The sequence below is a fragment of the Aureimonas sp. Leaf324 genome, assembly GCF_001423245.1.
In the GTDB taxonomy this organism is placed as follows: domain Bacteria; phylum Pseudomonadota; class Alphaproteobacteria; order Rhizobiales; family Rhizobiaceae; genus Aureimonas.
Genome location: NZ_LMOH01000006.1, coordinates 83,914 through 98,592 on the forward strand (window position 1 = coordinate 83,914; position 14,679 = coordinate 98,592).

A 14,679-nucleotide genomic window follows, 5' to 3' on the forward strand; every position below is an offset into this window, starting at 1 on the left:
GAAGCCTAGAACAGGAAGTACCGCTGCGCCATCGGCAGCACCTTGGCGGGCTCGCAGGTGAGGAGCTCGCCGTCGGCGCGCACCTCGTAGGTCTCGGGGTTCACCTCGATGTGCGGCGTCGCGTCGTTGAGGATCATCGAAGCCTTCGAGATGCCGGACCGCGTGTTCTCGACCGCGAGGAACGTCTTCTCGCAGCCGAGCTTCTCCCGCAGGCCATCGGCCATCGCGGCGCCGGAGACGAAGGTGACGCCGCTCGCGCCCACCGCCTTGCCGAAGGCGCCGAACATCGGGCGGTAGTGCATCGGCTGCGGCGTCGGGATCGAGGCGTTGGGGTCGCCCATCGGGGCGGCGGCGATCGTGCCGCCGAGGAGCACCATGGCCGGCTTCACACCGAAGAAGGCGGGATCCCAGATCACGAGATCGGCGCGCTTGCCGACCTCGACGGAGCCGATCTCGCGCGAGAGGCCGTGCGCGATCGCCGGGTTGATCGTGTATTTCGCGACATAGCGCCGGGCGCGCAGGTTGTCGTTGTCGCCGGTCTCGCCCTTGAGGGCGCCGCGCTGCTTCTTCATCTTGTCGGCGGTCTGCCAGGTGCGGATCACCACCTCGCCGACGCGGCCCATGGCTTGGGAGTCCGACGAGACGATCGAGAAGGCGCCGATGTCGTGGAGGATGTCCTCGGCCGCGATCGTCTCCTTGCGGATGCGCGACTCGGCAAAGGCGATGTCTTCCGGAATCGAGGCGTCGAGATGGTGGCACACCATGAGCATGTCGAGATGCTCTTCCAGGGTGTTCACCGTGTAGGGGCGCGTCGGGTTGGTCGAACCCGGCAGGACGTTGGGCAGGCCGCAGACCTTGATGATGTCGGGCGCGTGGCCGCCACCCGCCCCTTCGGTGTGGAAGGCATGGATCGTGCGCCCCTTGAAGGCGTCCACCGTGTTCTCGACGAAGCCCGATTCGTTCAGCGTATCGGTGTGGATCATCACCTGCACGTCGTAGTCGTCGGCGACCGAGAGGCAGCAGTCGATCGCGGCCGGCGTCGTGCCCCAGTCCTCGTGCAGCTTGAGGGCCGCCGCGCCCGCCTTCACCATCTCGACCAGCGCCTGCGGCTGCGAGGCGTTGCCCTTGCCCGACAATGCGAAGTTCATCGGGAAGGCGTCGAGCGACTGGAGCATGCGCGCGAGGTGCCAGGGGCCGGGCGTGCAGGTCGTGGCGAGCGTGCCGTGGGCCGGCCCCGTCCCGCCGCCGATCATGGTGGTGACGCCCGAATACAGCGCCTCGTCGATCTGCTGCGGGCAGATGAAGTGGATGTGGCTGTCGATGCCGCCGGCGGTGACGATCTTGCCCTCGCCCGCGATCGCCTCGGTGCCGGGGCCGACGACGATGGTGACGCCCGGCTGCGTGTCCGGGTTGCCGGCCTTGCCGATGGCCGCGATGCGTCCGCCGCGAAGGCCGATATCGGCCTTGTAGATGCCGGAGTGGTCGAGAATCAGCGCGTTGGTGATGACGGTGTCGACCGCCCCCTCGGCTCGGCTTCGCTGCGACTGGCCCATGCCGTCGCGGATCACCTTGCCGCCGCCGAACTTGACCTCCTCGCCGTAGGTGGTCAGATCCTTCTCCACCTCGATCAGGAGATCGGTGTCGGCCAGCCTGACGCGGTCGCCGGTCGTCGGCCCGTACATGGCGGCATAGGCGGGGCGGGAGATCGAAGTGGACACGGCTCCTCCGGCGTCGGGCGTTTGCACCGCAAAAGACTTAAGCGCCCGAAGCCGGCTTGTCTTCCCACCGCGGCCGAGCCCCGAGCTTTTTTCCCGCCTCGCGCGTTGCACTTGGAGAACACGGAACCTCACATGATCGTCCGAGCACTCCTCGCCCTCGCTGCCGCTTCGTCGTTCGCCGCCCCCGCGGCCGCCCAGCCCTTCGATCCCGGCCCGCAGGGCACGGTGGTCGGCCAGTCGATGTCGGGCGCCCCGATCGGCGGCTACCGCGCGCCCTCTCGCCCCCTCTCCATTCCGAACGCCCCGGTGTTCGGCGACACGGTGGAAGAGCGGACCTATGGGCGGGACTACGACAATTCGTATCTTCGGCCGCGCGTCGTGCGGCCCGACGCCGACGGAACCTCGACGCGCCTGCGCGCGGCAAAAGGGCGCTCGACGATCGGGCCGGACACGGCGGGCGACTTTGCGCGCTCGGACGGTTCGGTGATCAACAACAGCGGCGTGACGCGGCCGATCTCGCCGCCGCGCCGCGCCCGGATCGTGCGCTAGCGGGGCGGATGCAACTTAAACAAGCGCTCAGACTTTTGCGGATATAGCGGATACGAAGTCCGTCCCTGTTTCAGGGCTGCGCGCAGCCAATTCGCAGCGAGCGCCCCAACCCCGAAAGGCCTGTCCCATGCGCCGCGCTCCGTCGTCGCTTCTCGCTCTTGCCACCTTCGCCGCCGTGTCGATCGCGATTCCGGCCGGCGCGCAGTCGCTCGGCGGCGCGTCGAACTCGGTCGGATCGTCGGGCACCGGCGGATCCAGCATCGGTGGCAGCGGCACGACGGGCGGCGGCGTGACGCCGAGCCTCGGCGGCGCGGCCAATGCGGTCGGCTCGTCGGGCGGCGTCGGTTCCAGCGCGACCTCGACGCAGCAGCGCGCGACGGCCGGCTCGACCACGCTCAACCCGATCAACGCGGATGCGGCCGCGCGCACCGGCAATGTCGGCGCGGCATCGACCATCGGCAGCGACGGAACGCTCGGCTCCAGCGGCTCGAACGGCACGGGATACGGCCAGGCCGGTGCCGGTCCGGCCTCGCTCTACAATATCCCGCGCCCGCGCGTGAACGTCGACCTCGGCGCCATCCGCTCGGCGCTTCGCATGGGCCCCAACGCGACGCCCGATTCGCGCGGCAACTGAGCGGCGGCGGGCGGTCAGCCGTCCAGCGCGCCGCCGACCCGGCCGTTGAAGCCATGAACCTGCCGGTCGCCCGACAGGGCGATCAGGCGCACGTCGCGCGACTGGCCGGGCTCGAACCGCACGGCCGTTCCCGCCGCGATGTCGAGGCGCATCCCGCGCGCGGCCGCCCGGTCGAAGTCGAGCGCCGGGTTGGTCTCGGCGAAGTGGTAGTGCGACCCGACCTGGATCGGGCGATCGCCGGTGTTGGCGACCTTCAAGCTCAGCGCCTCGCGCCCCTCGTTGAGAACGATCTCGCCCTCGCGCGTCAGGATCTCGCCTGGGATCATCGTTCTCGCCTGCCTGCCGGTCGCCTTGTGTCCCGCGATCATGGCGTCGCGGGCTGCCCCTGTCAAAGCCGCAGGTCCGAAGAGACCGCGCTGGCGCACCCGATCGGGCGACACCGGATCGAAACCTCGCGCTGCTAGTTTTCAGATCCAGACAAGCCGGTCAGCGGCGGCGGGCAAGCGCCGAACGACGATAGAACCGGCGGCACAGGGAATGAGCGACCATGAAACGCAAGCTGACAGGCGCCTTCGCGCTGGCGGCGGCCATCCTGGGAACGGCGGGCACGGCGATCCCGGCGGGCGCGCCCGAACCGTTCCAGGTCCGCAACGTGACGATGAACGGATCGAGCGGACCGGCCTACTATTCGCACGCGACGCGCAGCTATCGCTTCATCGTCTCGGCACCGCGCGAAGAGGTCGTCGCGATGATGCCGGGCGAGGCGGTCAGCGAATCGGCTCGTGCACCGTGACGAGCTTGGTGCCGTCCGGAAACGTCGCCTCGACCTGAATGTCGTGGATCATCTCGGCGATGCCCTCCATCACCTGATCGCGGGTGACGACATGGGCGCCCGCCTCCATCAGATCGGCCACCGAGCGCCCGTCGCGCGCGCCCTCGACCACGAAATCGGTGATCAGGGCGATGGCCTCCGGGTGATTGAGCTTCACGCCCCGCTCGAGGCGCTTGCGCGCCACGATCGCCGCCATGGCCACCAGGAGTTTGTCCTTCTCGCGCGGGGTCAGGTTCATCAGGCTCGATTCCGATCGGTCGCAGGATTCACATCGACCATACTAGCGGCAGAGGGGCGTGCGCCAGACGGGCGACCAGCGGCATGAGGCGTTTTCTCAAGACGTAGCCGTCCGCCGCCACGATGCGCACCACGAGAAGGCCATCGACGAGACTCGCGCCCTCGGTCGGGCCCAGCCCGGCGCGCACGCCCGCCAGCATCCCGGCGGCGTCCGGCCCCTGCCAGACCAGCGTCGAAAAGGCGCGAGCGCCGTTGAGCGTCGCGCCCTCCCGCCCGAGCGCCGAGATGTCGCCGCCGAGGCGGAGGTCTTCGGCCAGAACCAGCCGCCCCTCGCGCCGGATGCGCCAGCGATCGGCGATGAGGCCGTCGACGACCGTCTCCCCCATCGCCGCGCGGCCGAGGATCACGCTTTCCAGAAGCAGGAACCGGCTGTCGGCGGCGGCATCGAGCGTGAGACGGCGCGACAAGCGCCCGCCCTCGAAGAGGATCGTCTCCTGCGGCAGGTAGGCGAGCGACGCGCCCGCCCCGAGGCGCATCGACAGGTCGACGTCGGCCGCGCCGCCGGTGGAGCGGTAGACGCGCTCGCAGGCTTGGGTGGTGACGGTCAGCGCCCCGCGCGGCTCGACCTCGAAGCCGAGCGTCAGCCGGTCGCCGCCGGTGAGACCGCCCGACGTGTTGATGATGACGGCCTGGCACTCTTCGCTCGCAAGACGCGGAAAGCGGAGCTTGAGGCAGCCGGCCTGATGGAGGCGGCGGATGGCGGTGCGGGTGCGCGGCCCCCGTGGGACCGGCCCGACGCTCGCGCGCGCCTCGCCTCTCGCGCGCTGGAGGCGCGGCGGCTCGACGGCGGAAAACGGCGTCTGCGGGCTGGTGGGCGCGTCGTCCAGAAGCGTCACTGCGCGGCTTCGACGAAGCCGTTCTGCTTCTCGTGCGTCACCTCGCGACCGGGCACGGCCCCCTCCGCCAGCCGCCGGCCGGCAATGGCAAGATCGGACGGGCCGGCGACGAAGACGCGCGTCGCCGGATGGAGAAGGCTGGCAAAGCCGGTGTCGACGACGCCGGCGGCCGATACGGCTTCGATCGTGGAGCCCGCCGGCAGGTCGATTTGCTTGATGAGGCAGAGCGAGGCGCCCTCGAACTGGCCGGCGAGCCAGGCGGCGAGACTGTCCGACGTGGTGCTCCAGGTGTGCTCGATCTCGTCGGCGCGGATGACGAGCTTGGCCGGCATCCAAACGGGGATCAGGCCCTCGCCGTGCGCGGCGGCGATCGCGTCCAGCGTCGCGGCCGGGCGCAGGCGCGTACCCAGGCTCGCCAGCGCGTGGCCGAACTGCTCCATGCCGAGGATCGCCATGCGATGGGCCGCGTCGTCGTCGTAGCCGATGCGGGTCTGGTACTGGCGCACGAGCTTGGCGAACGGGCCGCCGCCGGGCACGACCACGAGGCGGCGCTTGGACTTCTCGATCGCCTCGACCCACTTGCGCAGGTCCGTCGACGCGATCGAGCTTCCGCCGAACTTGACGACGAGGACGTCCTTCATTTCAGGCAACTCCCGACTCAACCGAAACACGCACGCGGCGATCCTGCCCCGCGCCGTATTTTGAACAAGTTTCCTGCGGGTTGGAAGGTTCCTTCTCACGCATGCGTGAGCCCGAGGCAAGCTCGCCCTATCCGGCCGCTTTCCGCCGGATCTCGATGCCGACCGCCTCAGGCCCGAGGTCGAGTTTTTCCACGCGCACCATCACCTCGGCGACCCGGCGGTCCGTCAGAAGCTCGGCCGCGAGTTCCTCGGCCAGCGTCTCCACGAGGTCGGTGTGCCCGCGCTCGCATAGCCGTCGCGCGGCGTCCATGACGATGTCATAGGAATAGACGTCGCCCATCGCCCTCGGCACGCCCGCGATCGAACGCCGGACGGACGCCTCGACGCTGAAGCGGACGCGTTGGTTTCGCTCGCGCTCGAAGCCGTAGGCCCCGACCCGCGCCTGCAGCGTGAAGTTGGTGACGCGGATGAGATCGGTCGGCGCATCGGCGAGCGGTGCCTCGGCCGAGCGCAGCATCCGGCCGGCCTGAGCCAGCGCCGCCTCGTCGAAGCCCTCGACGACCAGAACGTCCGGCAGGAGGGCCATCAGCCGCGGGATGTCGGGCAGTTCTAGCGCGCCGGCGAGCCAGCATTCGGCGCCGGCCGCCCGGCACGCCGCGATGTGGTGGGCGATGGTCTCGGCGGAAAAGGCGCGCAGGATCGGCCGGCCGGGATCGAGCAGGACGATACCGCCCGCGTCGCCCCGCAGGGCGGCCGGATCGGCCGGCGTCTCGACGCTGCGCACCCGCCGCGGCTCGGACGGGAGGGACTCGTCGGCCGCGATCGCATACAGCGTCTGCTCACCGTCGCCCTTCAATCGGTCGGGCACGCCGAGGCCGGAGCGATCGCGGCGCGTCGGGGCGAGCACGTAGTAGGCCCCCGCCTCCAAGGCCCGGCGGGCCTCGTCCGGCGAGGAGACCAGCGCGGCCAGACGGCAGGACTTATACGCCATCGGTCAGGCGCGTCCGAACGCCTTGAAGGCGACCGTCGTGAACGTATCCGACACCCCGTCGAGCACCTGCAGGCGCTCGGTGACGAAATGGCCGATGTCGCGGCCGGCCTCCAGATAGAACTTGGCGATGAGGTCGTATTGGCCCGACGTCGAATAGACCTCGGAGATTTCCTCGACCGTCTCGACGAGGGCCGAGGCCACGGCATAGGCCTTGCCCGGGCGGCATTTGAACTGAACGAAGATGGCTTGCATGGGGGACCTCCGGCCTTCGCCTATCAGAGCGGCGCGCCGCCCGTCAAAAGCCGCGACAGCCGGCCGGAGGCCTGCCCGAGGCTCTCGACGACGTCGAAGTGATGGGTGCCGGGAAGTTCGGTCGCGGTGATGCGCGCGCCGAGCCCCGCCCAGGCCGAGGCGAGCGCGTCCGTCTGGCGTCGCAGCTCGGGAAGCTCGTCCGCGCCGACCACGGCCTCGATCCGGCAGTCGACCACGGGTTCGAGCAGCGCCGGGCTTTCGGCGCGCGCTTCCCGCTCGTCGATGCGCAGGATGTCGTTCATGCGCGTGCGACGGATGGGTCGCAGATCCGACAGGCCGCTGATCGGCACCACCAGATCGATGCGGGACATGACGGGAGCGGGCAGCGGCGAATCGCTGGCGATCTGACGCGCCACGAGATGTCCGCCGGCGGAGTGCCCGACGAGGCGGATCGGACCCTGGACGACGCCCGCGGCATAGACGATCGCGCGTGCGACGTCCTCGCCGATCTCGGCGACGCGCGCTTCCGGCGCCAGGCGATAGCTTGGGACGGCGACCGCGAACCCGTTGTCGCGCGCGCCCCTTGCCAGATGCGACCAGACCGACTTGTCGAGCGCCTTCCAGTAGCCGCCGTGGACATAGACGACGAGGCCGGCCGGGGTGTCGCGGTCGGGCCGGAAGAGGTCAAGCCGATGCCGCTCGTGCGGGCCGTAGGGAATGTCGAACTCGGCAAAGCCCCGCGCGCGCGCCGCTTCCCGATAGGCGGCGGCGAGGCGCGGAAGCTCGGCGATGATCACGGCCGAGCCCTGCACCGCCGCCGAATTGTCGTAGGCGGCGTCGAAGTCGGCGACGGGCGTCCAGGCTGTCATCGGGGCTCTCCGGCGGGAAACGAGCCCCGTTCTATCAGTCGACGAAGGCGCGCTCCACGACATAGGTGCCCGGATTGGCGTTGGAACCCTCGACGAGCCCGAAGCGCTCGCACATGGCAGCCGTGTCCTTCAGCATCGCCATCGAGCCGCAGATCATCGCGCGGTCCTCGGCCGGATCGATCGGCGGCACGCCGAGATCGGTGAAGAGCTTGCCGGTCTCCATCAGCGTCGTGATGCGCTCGCCCTTATGCTCGCCCTCGCGGGTGGCCGAGCCGTGGTAGAGGAGCTTGCCCTGGCTGATCTCGGCGAGGATCTCGTCGGTCTTCAACGCCTCGACCAGCTCTTCGCCGTAGTGAAGTTCGGCGAGGGTGCGCGTCGTGTGGGTCAGGATGACCTGATCGAACTTCTCGTAGGTCTCCGGATCGCGGATCGTGCCGGCGAAGGGCGCGATGCCGGTGCCGGTCGAGAAGAGATAGAGCCGCTTGCCCGACAGGAGCGCGTCGAGCACCAGCGTGCCCGTCGGCTTCTTGCGCATCAGCACCGTGTCGCCCGGCCGGATCTTCTGCAGGTGCTCGGTGAGCGGGCCATCCGGCACCTTGATCGAGAAGAACTCGAGCTCCTCGTCCCAAGAGGGGCTGGCGATCGAATAGGCGCGGAACACCGGCTTCTCGGCGTTGGGCAGGCCGATCATCGCGAACTCGCCGGTGCGGAAGCGGAAGCTTGGCGGACGCGTCATCCGGAACTTGAACAGGGAGTCCGTGTAGTGCTTCACCTCGGTCACCGTCTCGGCGAAGACGTTGGCGGGGATCGGGAAGCCGGGCGCGCCGGAAGCCTGGGCCGCGGTCTCGGCGGTGGCGGTCATGATCGAACCTTCGGGCAAGAGATCGTGTATCGGCCCCGGAGATAGAGCCGGATGCGGTGCAACAGAAGCCCCGCTGAGGTTATCGCCCAACCGTTTGCACGAAGATGCCTCGGGCTTGAAGGGAGGATATTCTCAAACCACGACCTCGCGCGGAATTTTCGCCGCCGTGCCGAACACCCGGCGATAGCGTTCGATGTCCTCCGGCCGGCCCGTCGCCTTGGCCGGATTGTCGGACAGCTTCACCGCCGGGCGGCCGTTCGCCTCCATCACCTTGCAGACCAGCGAGATCGGGTGAAGGCCGAAGTTCTCTTCCGGCGCGACACCGCGGAAGTCGTTGGTGAGGTTGGTGCCCCAGCCGAAGCTCATGCGCACGCGCCCATCGAAGTGGCGATAGGTCTCCTCGATCGTGCCGATGTCCATCCCGTCGGAAAAGACGAGAAGCTTCTCGCGGGGATCGATGCCCTTGGAGCGCCACCACGCCATGATCGCCTCGCCGCCCTCGATCGGCGGGGCGGAATCGGGGCGAAAACCCGTCCAGTCGCCGACCCAGTCGGGCGCGCGCTCGAGGAACGAGGCCGTGCCGAAGGCGTCGGGCAGCACCACGAGGAGATTGCCGCCATACCAGCTCTGCCATTCTTCCAGCACCTGATAGGGCGCCTCGCGCAGCTCGGCCTCGGTGTCGGCGAGCGCGGCGGCGACCATCGGCAGTTCGTGCGCGTTGGTGCCGATGGCTTCCAGATCGGCCTCCATCGCCAACAGCACGTTGGACGAGCCGATGAAGCGGGGCCCGAGCTTTTCCTTCAGCGCCTCGACGCACCAGCGCTGCCAGAGGAACGAGTGGCGACGGCGCGTGCCGAAGTCGGAGATGCGGATCGCCGGCAGCTTGTCGAGCCGCTCGACCTTCTCCCACATCTTGGCCTTGGCGCGGGCGTAGAGCACGTCGAGCTCGAAGCGGCGGTAGGTCTTCATCGCCGCGCGCGAGCGCAATTCGTTGATGATGGCGAGCGCGGGGATCTCCCACATCATCGTGTCGGTCCAGCGGCCGAAGAACATCAGCTCGTACTGGCCGTCGCGCTTGGACAATTCGTAAGGCGGAAGCTGGAAGTCCTTCAGCCACTCGAGAAAGGCGGGCCGGAAGATCTGGCGCTCGCCATAGAAGGTGTTGCCGGCGAGCCAGATCATCTCGCGCTTCGAGAACCGGACCGAGCGCGCGTGGTCGAGCTGGGCCCGCAACTCGCCCTCGTCGATCTCGTCGGCGACGCGCACGGTTTTCGTGCGGTTGATCAGGCGGAAGGTGACGTCGGTGTCGCCGTGCAGCCCCCACACCATCTGCAGCATCAGGAGCTTGTAGAAGTCCGTATCGAGCAGCGAGCGGACGATGGGGTCGAGCTTGAACGTGTGGTTCCAGACCCGGGTGGCGATGTCGATGGCGACCATGATTCGTCCTGGCGTGCGCTGGCGCTCGTGGGGCGTCCGACCCTTAGCCGAACGCGCAAGCCCCTGACAAACCCTCCGAGGCCCCGGATGGCCCCTGCCCGAGCGGTTCCCGCCATGCCTGTGCCCGATTTGCAGCCGACGCCTCGGTGACGGGACACCTGACGGGAGCGGACCCCACCCATGACACGCCACGCGATCATCGCCGCCCTTGCCGCCACGGCGCTCGGGACCGGCATCCCGGCGGCCCGCGCCGAATTCCGGCTCGGTCTGCCCGTCGCCTGCGCGATCGGGGAAGAGTGCTTCGTCCAGCAGTGGCCCGACATGGACGCCGGCCCCGGCGCCAGCGACCCTTTCTGCGGCATGGCCGCCTATGACGGGCACGACGGGCTCGACATTCGCGTGCGCTCCATGGCCGACGTGGCGCAGGGCGTCGCCGTGGTCGCGCCCGCGGCCGGCACGGTGAAGGGCTTTCGCGACGCGATGCCCGACCGGCTGATCGGGCCGACGCGCCAATCGCGCGACAGCGTGAAGGGCGTCGAGTGCGGCAACGGCGTCGTGATCGACAACGGCGACGGCTGGGAAACGCAGGTCTGTCACCTTCGACGCGGCAGCATCCGGGTGAAGACCGGCGACCGGGTCGAGGCGGGCGCGGTGCTCGGGCAGATCGGCGCGTCGGGCGCCGCCGAGTTTCCGCATGTCCACCTGTCGGTGCGCCGCGACGGCGAGAAGATCGATCCGGCGAGCGGGCGAACGGTGGGCGCCGGCTGCTCGTCCGGCCCGGCCTTCGCCGGCACGCTGTTCGATCCGGCGGCCGTCGCGGCTCTCTCGAAGGGCTCGACCGCGGTTCTCGGCCTCGGCCTTGCGGCCGCGCCCGTCGACTACGCGCGCCTCGTGGTCGAGGGCGGGCCGCCGACCCCGCCGGCCGGCGGCAATGCGGCGATCGTCTGGGCCTGGGTCAACAACCTGTCGAAGGGCGACACGCTCGCCTTCCGCATGACGGCTCCGGACGGCACGCCGTTCTACGAGGGATCGAGCCCGCCGGTCGACAGCAGCAAGGCCGCCTATTCCGCCTTTGCCGGGCGCAAGCGCCCCCTCGCCCCCGGCGTCTGGACCGTGTCGGTCGATGTGGTGCGGAGCGGCGAGACCGTGGTGTCCGAGAGCCGCCGGATCGACGTGAAGGGCTGACGGGTCAGCCGGCGGCCGGAAGGTGCTCGACCGGCCCGTCGGCACCCGCACGGCGGAGACCGACATCGGCGAGCAGCCGCGCGTCGAGGTGACGGATGGCGTCGAGCGCCCTGCGGCGGCGACGGCGGGCGGTGACGAAGCGGCTGAAGCGGGCGAGCATGGCGTCCTCCTTCGGATCGGCCTCGCTCTGCCCACAATCGGTTTCATGCGAACGACAGCTCCCGTGTCGCTTTCGTTTCGACAGCGCCGCCGACTTGGGTCATCCTCCTTCGGGTCGAAGAGATCGGGGAGCCTCTGATGTCCATCCATCGCCTTGCGCGCGCCGGCCGAGCCGGCGTCCTGACGCTCTGCCTCCTGCAGACCGCTGCCGCCTTTGCCGCCTCGCCCGCGCCGGTCGCCGGCGAGAACGGCATGGTCGTCACCGCCCAGCGGCTGGCGAGCGAGGTCGGCGTCGAGGTCCTGAAGGCGGGCGGCAACGCGGTGGATGCCGCGGTCGCCGTCGGCTACGCGCTCGCCGTCACCTATCCGACCGCCGGCAATCTCGGCGGCGGCGGCTTCATGACGATCCGCCTGAAGGACGGGCGCTCGACCTTCATCGATTTCCGCGAGCGCGCGCCCGGCCGGGCGACGCGCGACATGTATCTCGACCGGGACGGCAACCCGGTCGAGGGCCTGTCCACCGACGGGTATCTGGCGGTCGGCGTGCCCGGCTCGGTCGCGGGCTTCGAGTATGCGCGCGAGCGCTACGGCACGCGCGAGCGCCCCGACCTCCTCGCCCCGGCGATCCGGCTCGCGAGCGACGGCTTCGCGCTCTCGCCCGGCGACGTCGCGAGCTTCCGGGAGGGCAACGCGGACCTTGCCAAGGACCCGGCGGCCGCCGCGATCTTTCTCAAGAGCGGCGGGACGCCCTATGCGGTCGGCGAGCGGCTGGTGCAGGGCGATCTCGCCGGCGTCCTGCGGACGATCTCGGAACGCGGACCCGACGGCTTCTACCGCGGGCCGGCCGCGCAGGCGATCGTCGATGCCTCGCGGGCCCACGGCGGCATTCTCGAGACCGCGGACTTCGAGGGCTACAAGGTTCGCGAACTTGCGCCCATCCGCTGCGACTACAAGGGCTACGAGATCGTCTCCTCGCCGCCGCCGAGCTCGGGCGGCGTCATCATCTGCGAGATCCTCAACATCCTGAAGGCCTACCCGATCGCCTATACCGGCTTCGGCTCGGCCGAGACCGTCCACCTGATGGCCGAGGCGATGCGCCACGCCTATGTCGACCGGAACTCGGCGCTCGGCGACCCGGACTTCGTCAAGAACCCGGTCGACAAGCTCCTGTCCGAGGAGCACGCGGCCGAGATCCGCGCCAAGATCGACCCGAACCGCGCGGGCGTCTCCGCCGACCTCAAGCCGGCCGGCATGGGCGAAAGCCACGAGACGACGCACTATTCGATCGTCGACAAGGACGGCAACGCGGTGGCCGTCACCTACACGCTGAACGGCTCGTTCGGCGCGCGGGTCGTGGCACCCGGTACGGGCGTCCTCCTCAACAACGAGATGGACGACTTCACCCAGAAGCCCGGCGTACCCAACCTCTACGGTCTCGTGCAGGGCGAGGCCAACGCGATCGAGCCGGGCAAGTCGCCGCTCTCCTCGATGAGCCCGACGGTCGTCTCGAAGGACGGCGAGCCGCTGATGGTAATCGGCAGCCCCGGCGGCTCGCGCATCATCACGATCACGCTGGAAGCGATCCTCAACGTCATCGAGCACGGGATGGACATCCAGGAGGCGATCGACGCACCGCGCATCCACCACCAGTGGCAGCCGGACCGCATCACGATCGAGCCGCACGCCCTGTCGCCCGACACGATCGCGCTTCTGGCCGCCAAGGGCCACGAGGTCGCCGAGGACCCGGACTGGCCGGTCTGGGGCGAGGCGGCGGGCATCCTGATCGGCGGCCCGAGCCTTGCCGCGCGCGACCCGTCGTCGAAGGAGCGCTTCTTCGGCGCGATCGACAGCCGTGCGACCGCGGGCGCCGCGATCGGCTACTGAGAGACGACCGGCTCGCCGGCTCGCAGGGCGACGGCACCCGTCGTCGCCTCGCTGCGGATGCCGGCGAGAACCCAGCCGGCCGCGGTCGCCAGCACGACATAGCCGAGAAGCTCGGCCGTTTCCTCCAGGAACGTGCCGAGCCAGGCGACGCCGCCAAAATGCGGCGCACCGTCGAACACGGCACCGAGGCCGACAAGACCGGCCGCCACCGCGAAAGGCCAGCCCTGCAAGCTGAGCCCGTAGGCACGGACGGTGCGCCAGTGACGCCATCCGACGACGAGGCAGGGGAGCACGAGGACCGCCAGCGCCAGCGCCTCGTGCCAGCGGAAGGCGTCGGACGCGAGATAGGTCGTCACCGGCCCGGTCGGCGGCAGCTCCAGTTCGCGTAACAGGAACACGAGATAGAGGAGCGTCGCGAGATAGGCGGCCAGACGCTCGGCGCCCCGCAGGCCCAGCGCCGCCGCGCCCGAGAAAACGGCGGCGGCAAGGAGCGCGGCCTCCTGCGTCCATTCCAGCGGGCCGTTCTCATGTCCCGCCAGCGGCAAGCCGAGAAGCCAGGCCGCGACGAGCGCGCCCGCCAGCGTGAGTCCCACCGCGCCCGCCAGAAGCCTGGCGAAGCCGTCTCGAAATTCCAGATGTGGCATCGTGTCCCCTTAGTCTGGGCGACACGCTAGAATCCATAAGGGTGCCTGTCATCCCGTATGACGGAATGATGAAGAGCCGCCTACACTCCTGTGGCAACTTCGCCCCAGATCGGAAATCCGCAGACTTATGCCGCAATGCAGCTATGCGCTTTTTGCACTACAGCATTCCGCGAGGGGCTCTTATATTCAGCTCAACAGAGCGGCACGGACAATCCTTCGGGACCTGGCTGCACCGCTCGAGAGTTTCGCATCGGTCATCCTCCTCCCAACGACCGAAGCGGATCGAAGCCCGCGTTCCTCCCACGCTGGCTTTACCCATGACGCCCTGCCGGTCCTCCCCCGGCAGGGCGTTTTTTCGTTGGGGACACGCTGGCACGCGAAAACCGGACACGAAAAAGGGGAGGCGCCGCAGCCCCTCCCCCTCAGGCAACTCGTCCGCGTTGCGCGAAGCCCGTGTCAGCCGAGCCGGGCCTTCGCGCCGTCCGCCAGGGTGCCGAGGATCATCGCGCAGGACGTCGCGCCCGCGTCGAGCACGCCGCGCGAGCGCTCGCCGAGGCGGCTCGCCCGGCCGATCTTCGCCATGAGGTCGATCGTGGAGTCGCGCCCCGTGTCGGCCGCGCTTGTAAGCGCATCCAGCGCCTCGGCAAACGACTTGCCCTTGGCCGTCGCCGCATCGAACGCCTCGACCGCCGGCACGAACGTGTCGAGGAGGGTCTTGTCGCCGACCTTGGCCGAGCCGATCGACTGCACGCCCTCGAGACCCTTGTGGAGCATGGTCGAGAACAGGGCGGCGTCGATCGCCTCCCGGCCCTCGATGGCTTCCGCGAACTCGGTGAAGGTCATGCCGTAGAGCGGGCCCATCGAGCCGCCGATCTCGCCCATCAGCACC

At 69.5% G+C, this 14,679-nt stretch carries 18 protein-coding genes; 5 read left to right on the forward strand and 13 right to left on the reverse strand.

Annotated elements, in window-relative coordinates; translation table 11 throughout:
- Positions 1 to 5: 5 nt before the first annotated feature.
- Entirely contained in the window at positions 6 to 1,718 is a 1,713-nt protein-coding gene (gene ureC / locus ASF65_RS05865; protein WP_082505212.1) for an urease subunit alpha, read from the reverse strand.
- A 132-nt stretch (positions 1,719 to 1,850) separates the two neighbouring features.
- On the opposite strand from ureC, the gene ASF65_RS05870 reads away from it, so the two are divergent.
- Complete coding sequence (locus ASF65_RS05870; protein WP_055886522.1) at positions 1,851 to 2,267, forward strand: hypothetical protein; 417 nt, start codon at positions 1,851 to 1,853, stop codon at positions 2,265 to 2,267.
- A 127-nt stretch (positions 2,268 to 2,394) separates the two neighbouring features.
- The gene (locus tag ASF65_RS05875) at positions 2,395 to 2,901 is read left to right on the forward strand and encodes a hypothetical protein (RefSeq protein WP_055886524.1); all 507 of its coding nucleotides are present in this window, start codon (positions 2,395 to 2,397) and stop codon (positions 2,899 to 2,901) included.
- Positions 2,902 to 2,915: 14 nt separating this feature from the next.
- On the opposite strand, the gene ASF65_RS05880 is transcribed toward ASF65_RS05875, so the two are convergent.
- Positions 2,916 to 3,227, reverse strand: coding sequence for an urease subunit beta (locus ASF65_RS05880; protein WP_055886582.1), 312 nt, complete (start codon positions 3,225 to 3,227; stop codon positions 2,916 to 2,918).
- Positions 3,228 to 3,448: 221 nt separating this feature from the next.
- On the opposite strand from ASF65_RS05880, the gene ASF65_RS05885 reads away from it, so the two are divergent.
- Positions 3,449 to 3,694, forward strand: a complete 246-nt coding sequence (locus ASF65_RS05885) for a hypothetical protein (RefSeq protein WP_055886527.1) — start codon at positions 3,449 to 3,451, stop codon at positions 3,692 to 3,694.
- Here ASF65_RS05885 and ASF65_RS05890 read toward each other — a convergent pair.
- The 8 genes from ASF65_RS05890 to pncB all read right to left on the reverse strand — a co-directional run bounded on the left by ASF65_RS05890 (position 3,669) and on the right by pncB (position 9,918).
- Positions 3,669 to 3,971, reverse strand: a complete 303-nt coding sequence (locus ASF65_RS05890; protein WP_055886529.1) for an urease subunit gamma — start codon at positions 3,969 to 3,971, stop codon at positions 3,669 to 3,671. The genes ASF65_RS05885 and ASF65_RS05890 overlap by 26 nt on opposite strands.
- Before the next feature lie 28 nt (positions 3,972 to 3,999).
- Positions 4,000 to 4,866: an urease accessory protein UreD gene (locus tag ASF65_RS05895; protein WP_244486571.1), complete on the reverse strand. Its 867-nt coding sequence runs from the start codon at positions 4,864 to 4,866 to the stop codon at positions 4,000 to 4,002.
- A complete protein-coding gene (locus ASF65_RS05900; RefSeq protein WP_055886532.1) occupies positions 4,863 to 5,507 on the reverse strand; it encodes an amino acid kinase in 645 nt (214 codons plus the stop codon). The genes ASF65_RS05895 and ASF65_RS05900 overlap by 4 nt, the downstream gene beginning before the upstream one ends.
- A gap of 127 nt (positions 5,508 to 5,634) precedes the next feature.
- Positions 5,635 to 6,498, reverse strand: coding sequence for a dihydroneopterin aldolase (locus ASF65_RS05905; RefSeq protein ID WP_055886535.1), 864 nt, complete (start codon positions 6,496 to 6,498; stop codon positions 5,635 to 5,637).
- Positions 6,499 to 6,501: 3 nt separating this feature from the next.
- Complete coding sequence (locus ASF65_RS05910; RefSeq protein ID WP_055886538.1) at positions 6,502 to 6,750, reverse strand: Lrp/AsnC ligand binding domain-containing protein; 249 nt, start codon at positions 6,748 to 6,750, stop codon at positions 6,502 to 6,504.
- 23 nt (positions 6,751 to 6,773) lie between these two features.
- A complete protein-coding gene (locus ASF65_RS05915) occupies positions 6,774 to 7,619 on the reverse strand; it encodes an alpha/beta hydrolase (protein ID WP_055886539.1) in 846 nt (281 codons plus the stop codon).
- A gap of 34 nt (positions 7,620 to 7,653) precedes the next feature.
- Positions 7,654 to 8,481, reverse strand: coding sequence for a ferredoxin--NADP reductase (locus tag ASF65_RS05920; protein ID WP_055886587.1), 828 nt, complete (start codon positions 8,479 to 8,481; stop codon positions 7,654 to 7,656).
- Between the two features lie 132 nt (positions 8,482 to 8,613).
- Complete coding sequence (pncB, locus tag ASF65_RS05925; protein ID WP_055886542.1) at positions 8,614 to 9,918, reverse strand: nicotinate phosphoribosyltransferase; 1,305 nt, start codon at positions 9,916 to 9,918, stop codon at positions 8,614 to 8,616.
- 180 nt (positions 9,919 to 10,098) lie between these two features.
- Between pncB and ASF65_RS05930 the strand changes: the two genes are divergently transcribed.
- On the forward strand, positions 10,099 to 11,103 hold the full coding sequence (locus tag ASF65_RS05930) for a M23 family metallopeptidase (protein ID WP_055886545.1): 1,005 nt from the start codon (positions 10,099 to 10,101) through the stop codon (positions 11,101 to 11,103).
- Positions 11,104 to 11,107: 4 nt separating this feature from the next.
- On the opposite strand, the gene ASF65_RS20755 is transcribed toward ASF65_RS05930, so the two are convergent.
- Entirely contained in the window at positions 11,108 to 11,263 is a 156-nt protein-coding gene (locus tag ASF65_RS20755; RefSeq protein WP_082505213.1) for a DUF1127 domain-containing protein, read from the reverse strand.
- A 137-nt stretch (positions 11,264 to 11,400) separates the two neighbouring features.
- Between ASF65_RS20755 and ggt the strand changes: the two genes are divergently transcribed.
- Positions 11,401 to 13,146 carry a gamma-glutamyltransferase gene (gene ggt, locus ASF65_RS05935; protein ID WP_055886547.1) on the forward strand — a complete coding sequence of 582 codons (1,746 nt, stop codon included), beginning with the start codon at positions 11,401 to 11,403 and terminating at the stop codon, positions 13,144 to 13,146.
- On the opposite strand, the gene ASF65_RS05940 is transcribed toward ggt, so the two are convergent.
- Both ASF65_RS05940 and ASF65_RS05945 read right to left on the reverse strand, forming a co-directional pair.
- Positions 13,140 to 13,790, reverse strand: a complete 651-nt coding sequence (locus ASF65_RS05940; RefSeq protein ID WP_055886550.1) for a hypothetical protein — start codon at positions 13,788 to 13,790, stop codon at positions 13,140 to 13,142. The two genes, ggt and ASF65_RS05940, sit on opposite strands and share 7 nt — an antisense overlap.
- A 456-nt stretch (positions 13,791 to 14,246) precedes the next feature.
- On the reverse strand, positions 14,247 to 14,679 hold a 433-nt coding region (locus ASF65_RS05945; RefSeq protein ID WP_055886553.1), incomplete at its 5' end, for a dihydroxyacetone kinase subunit L.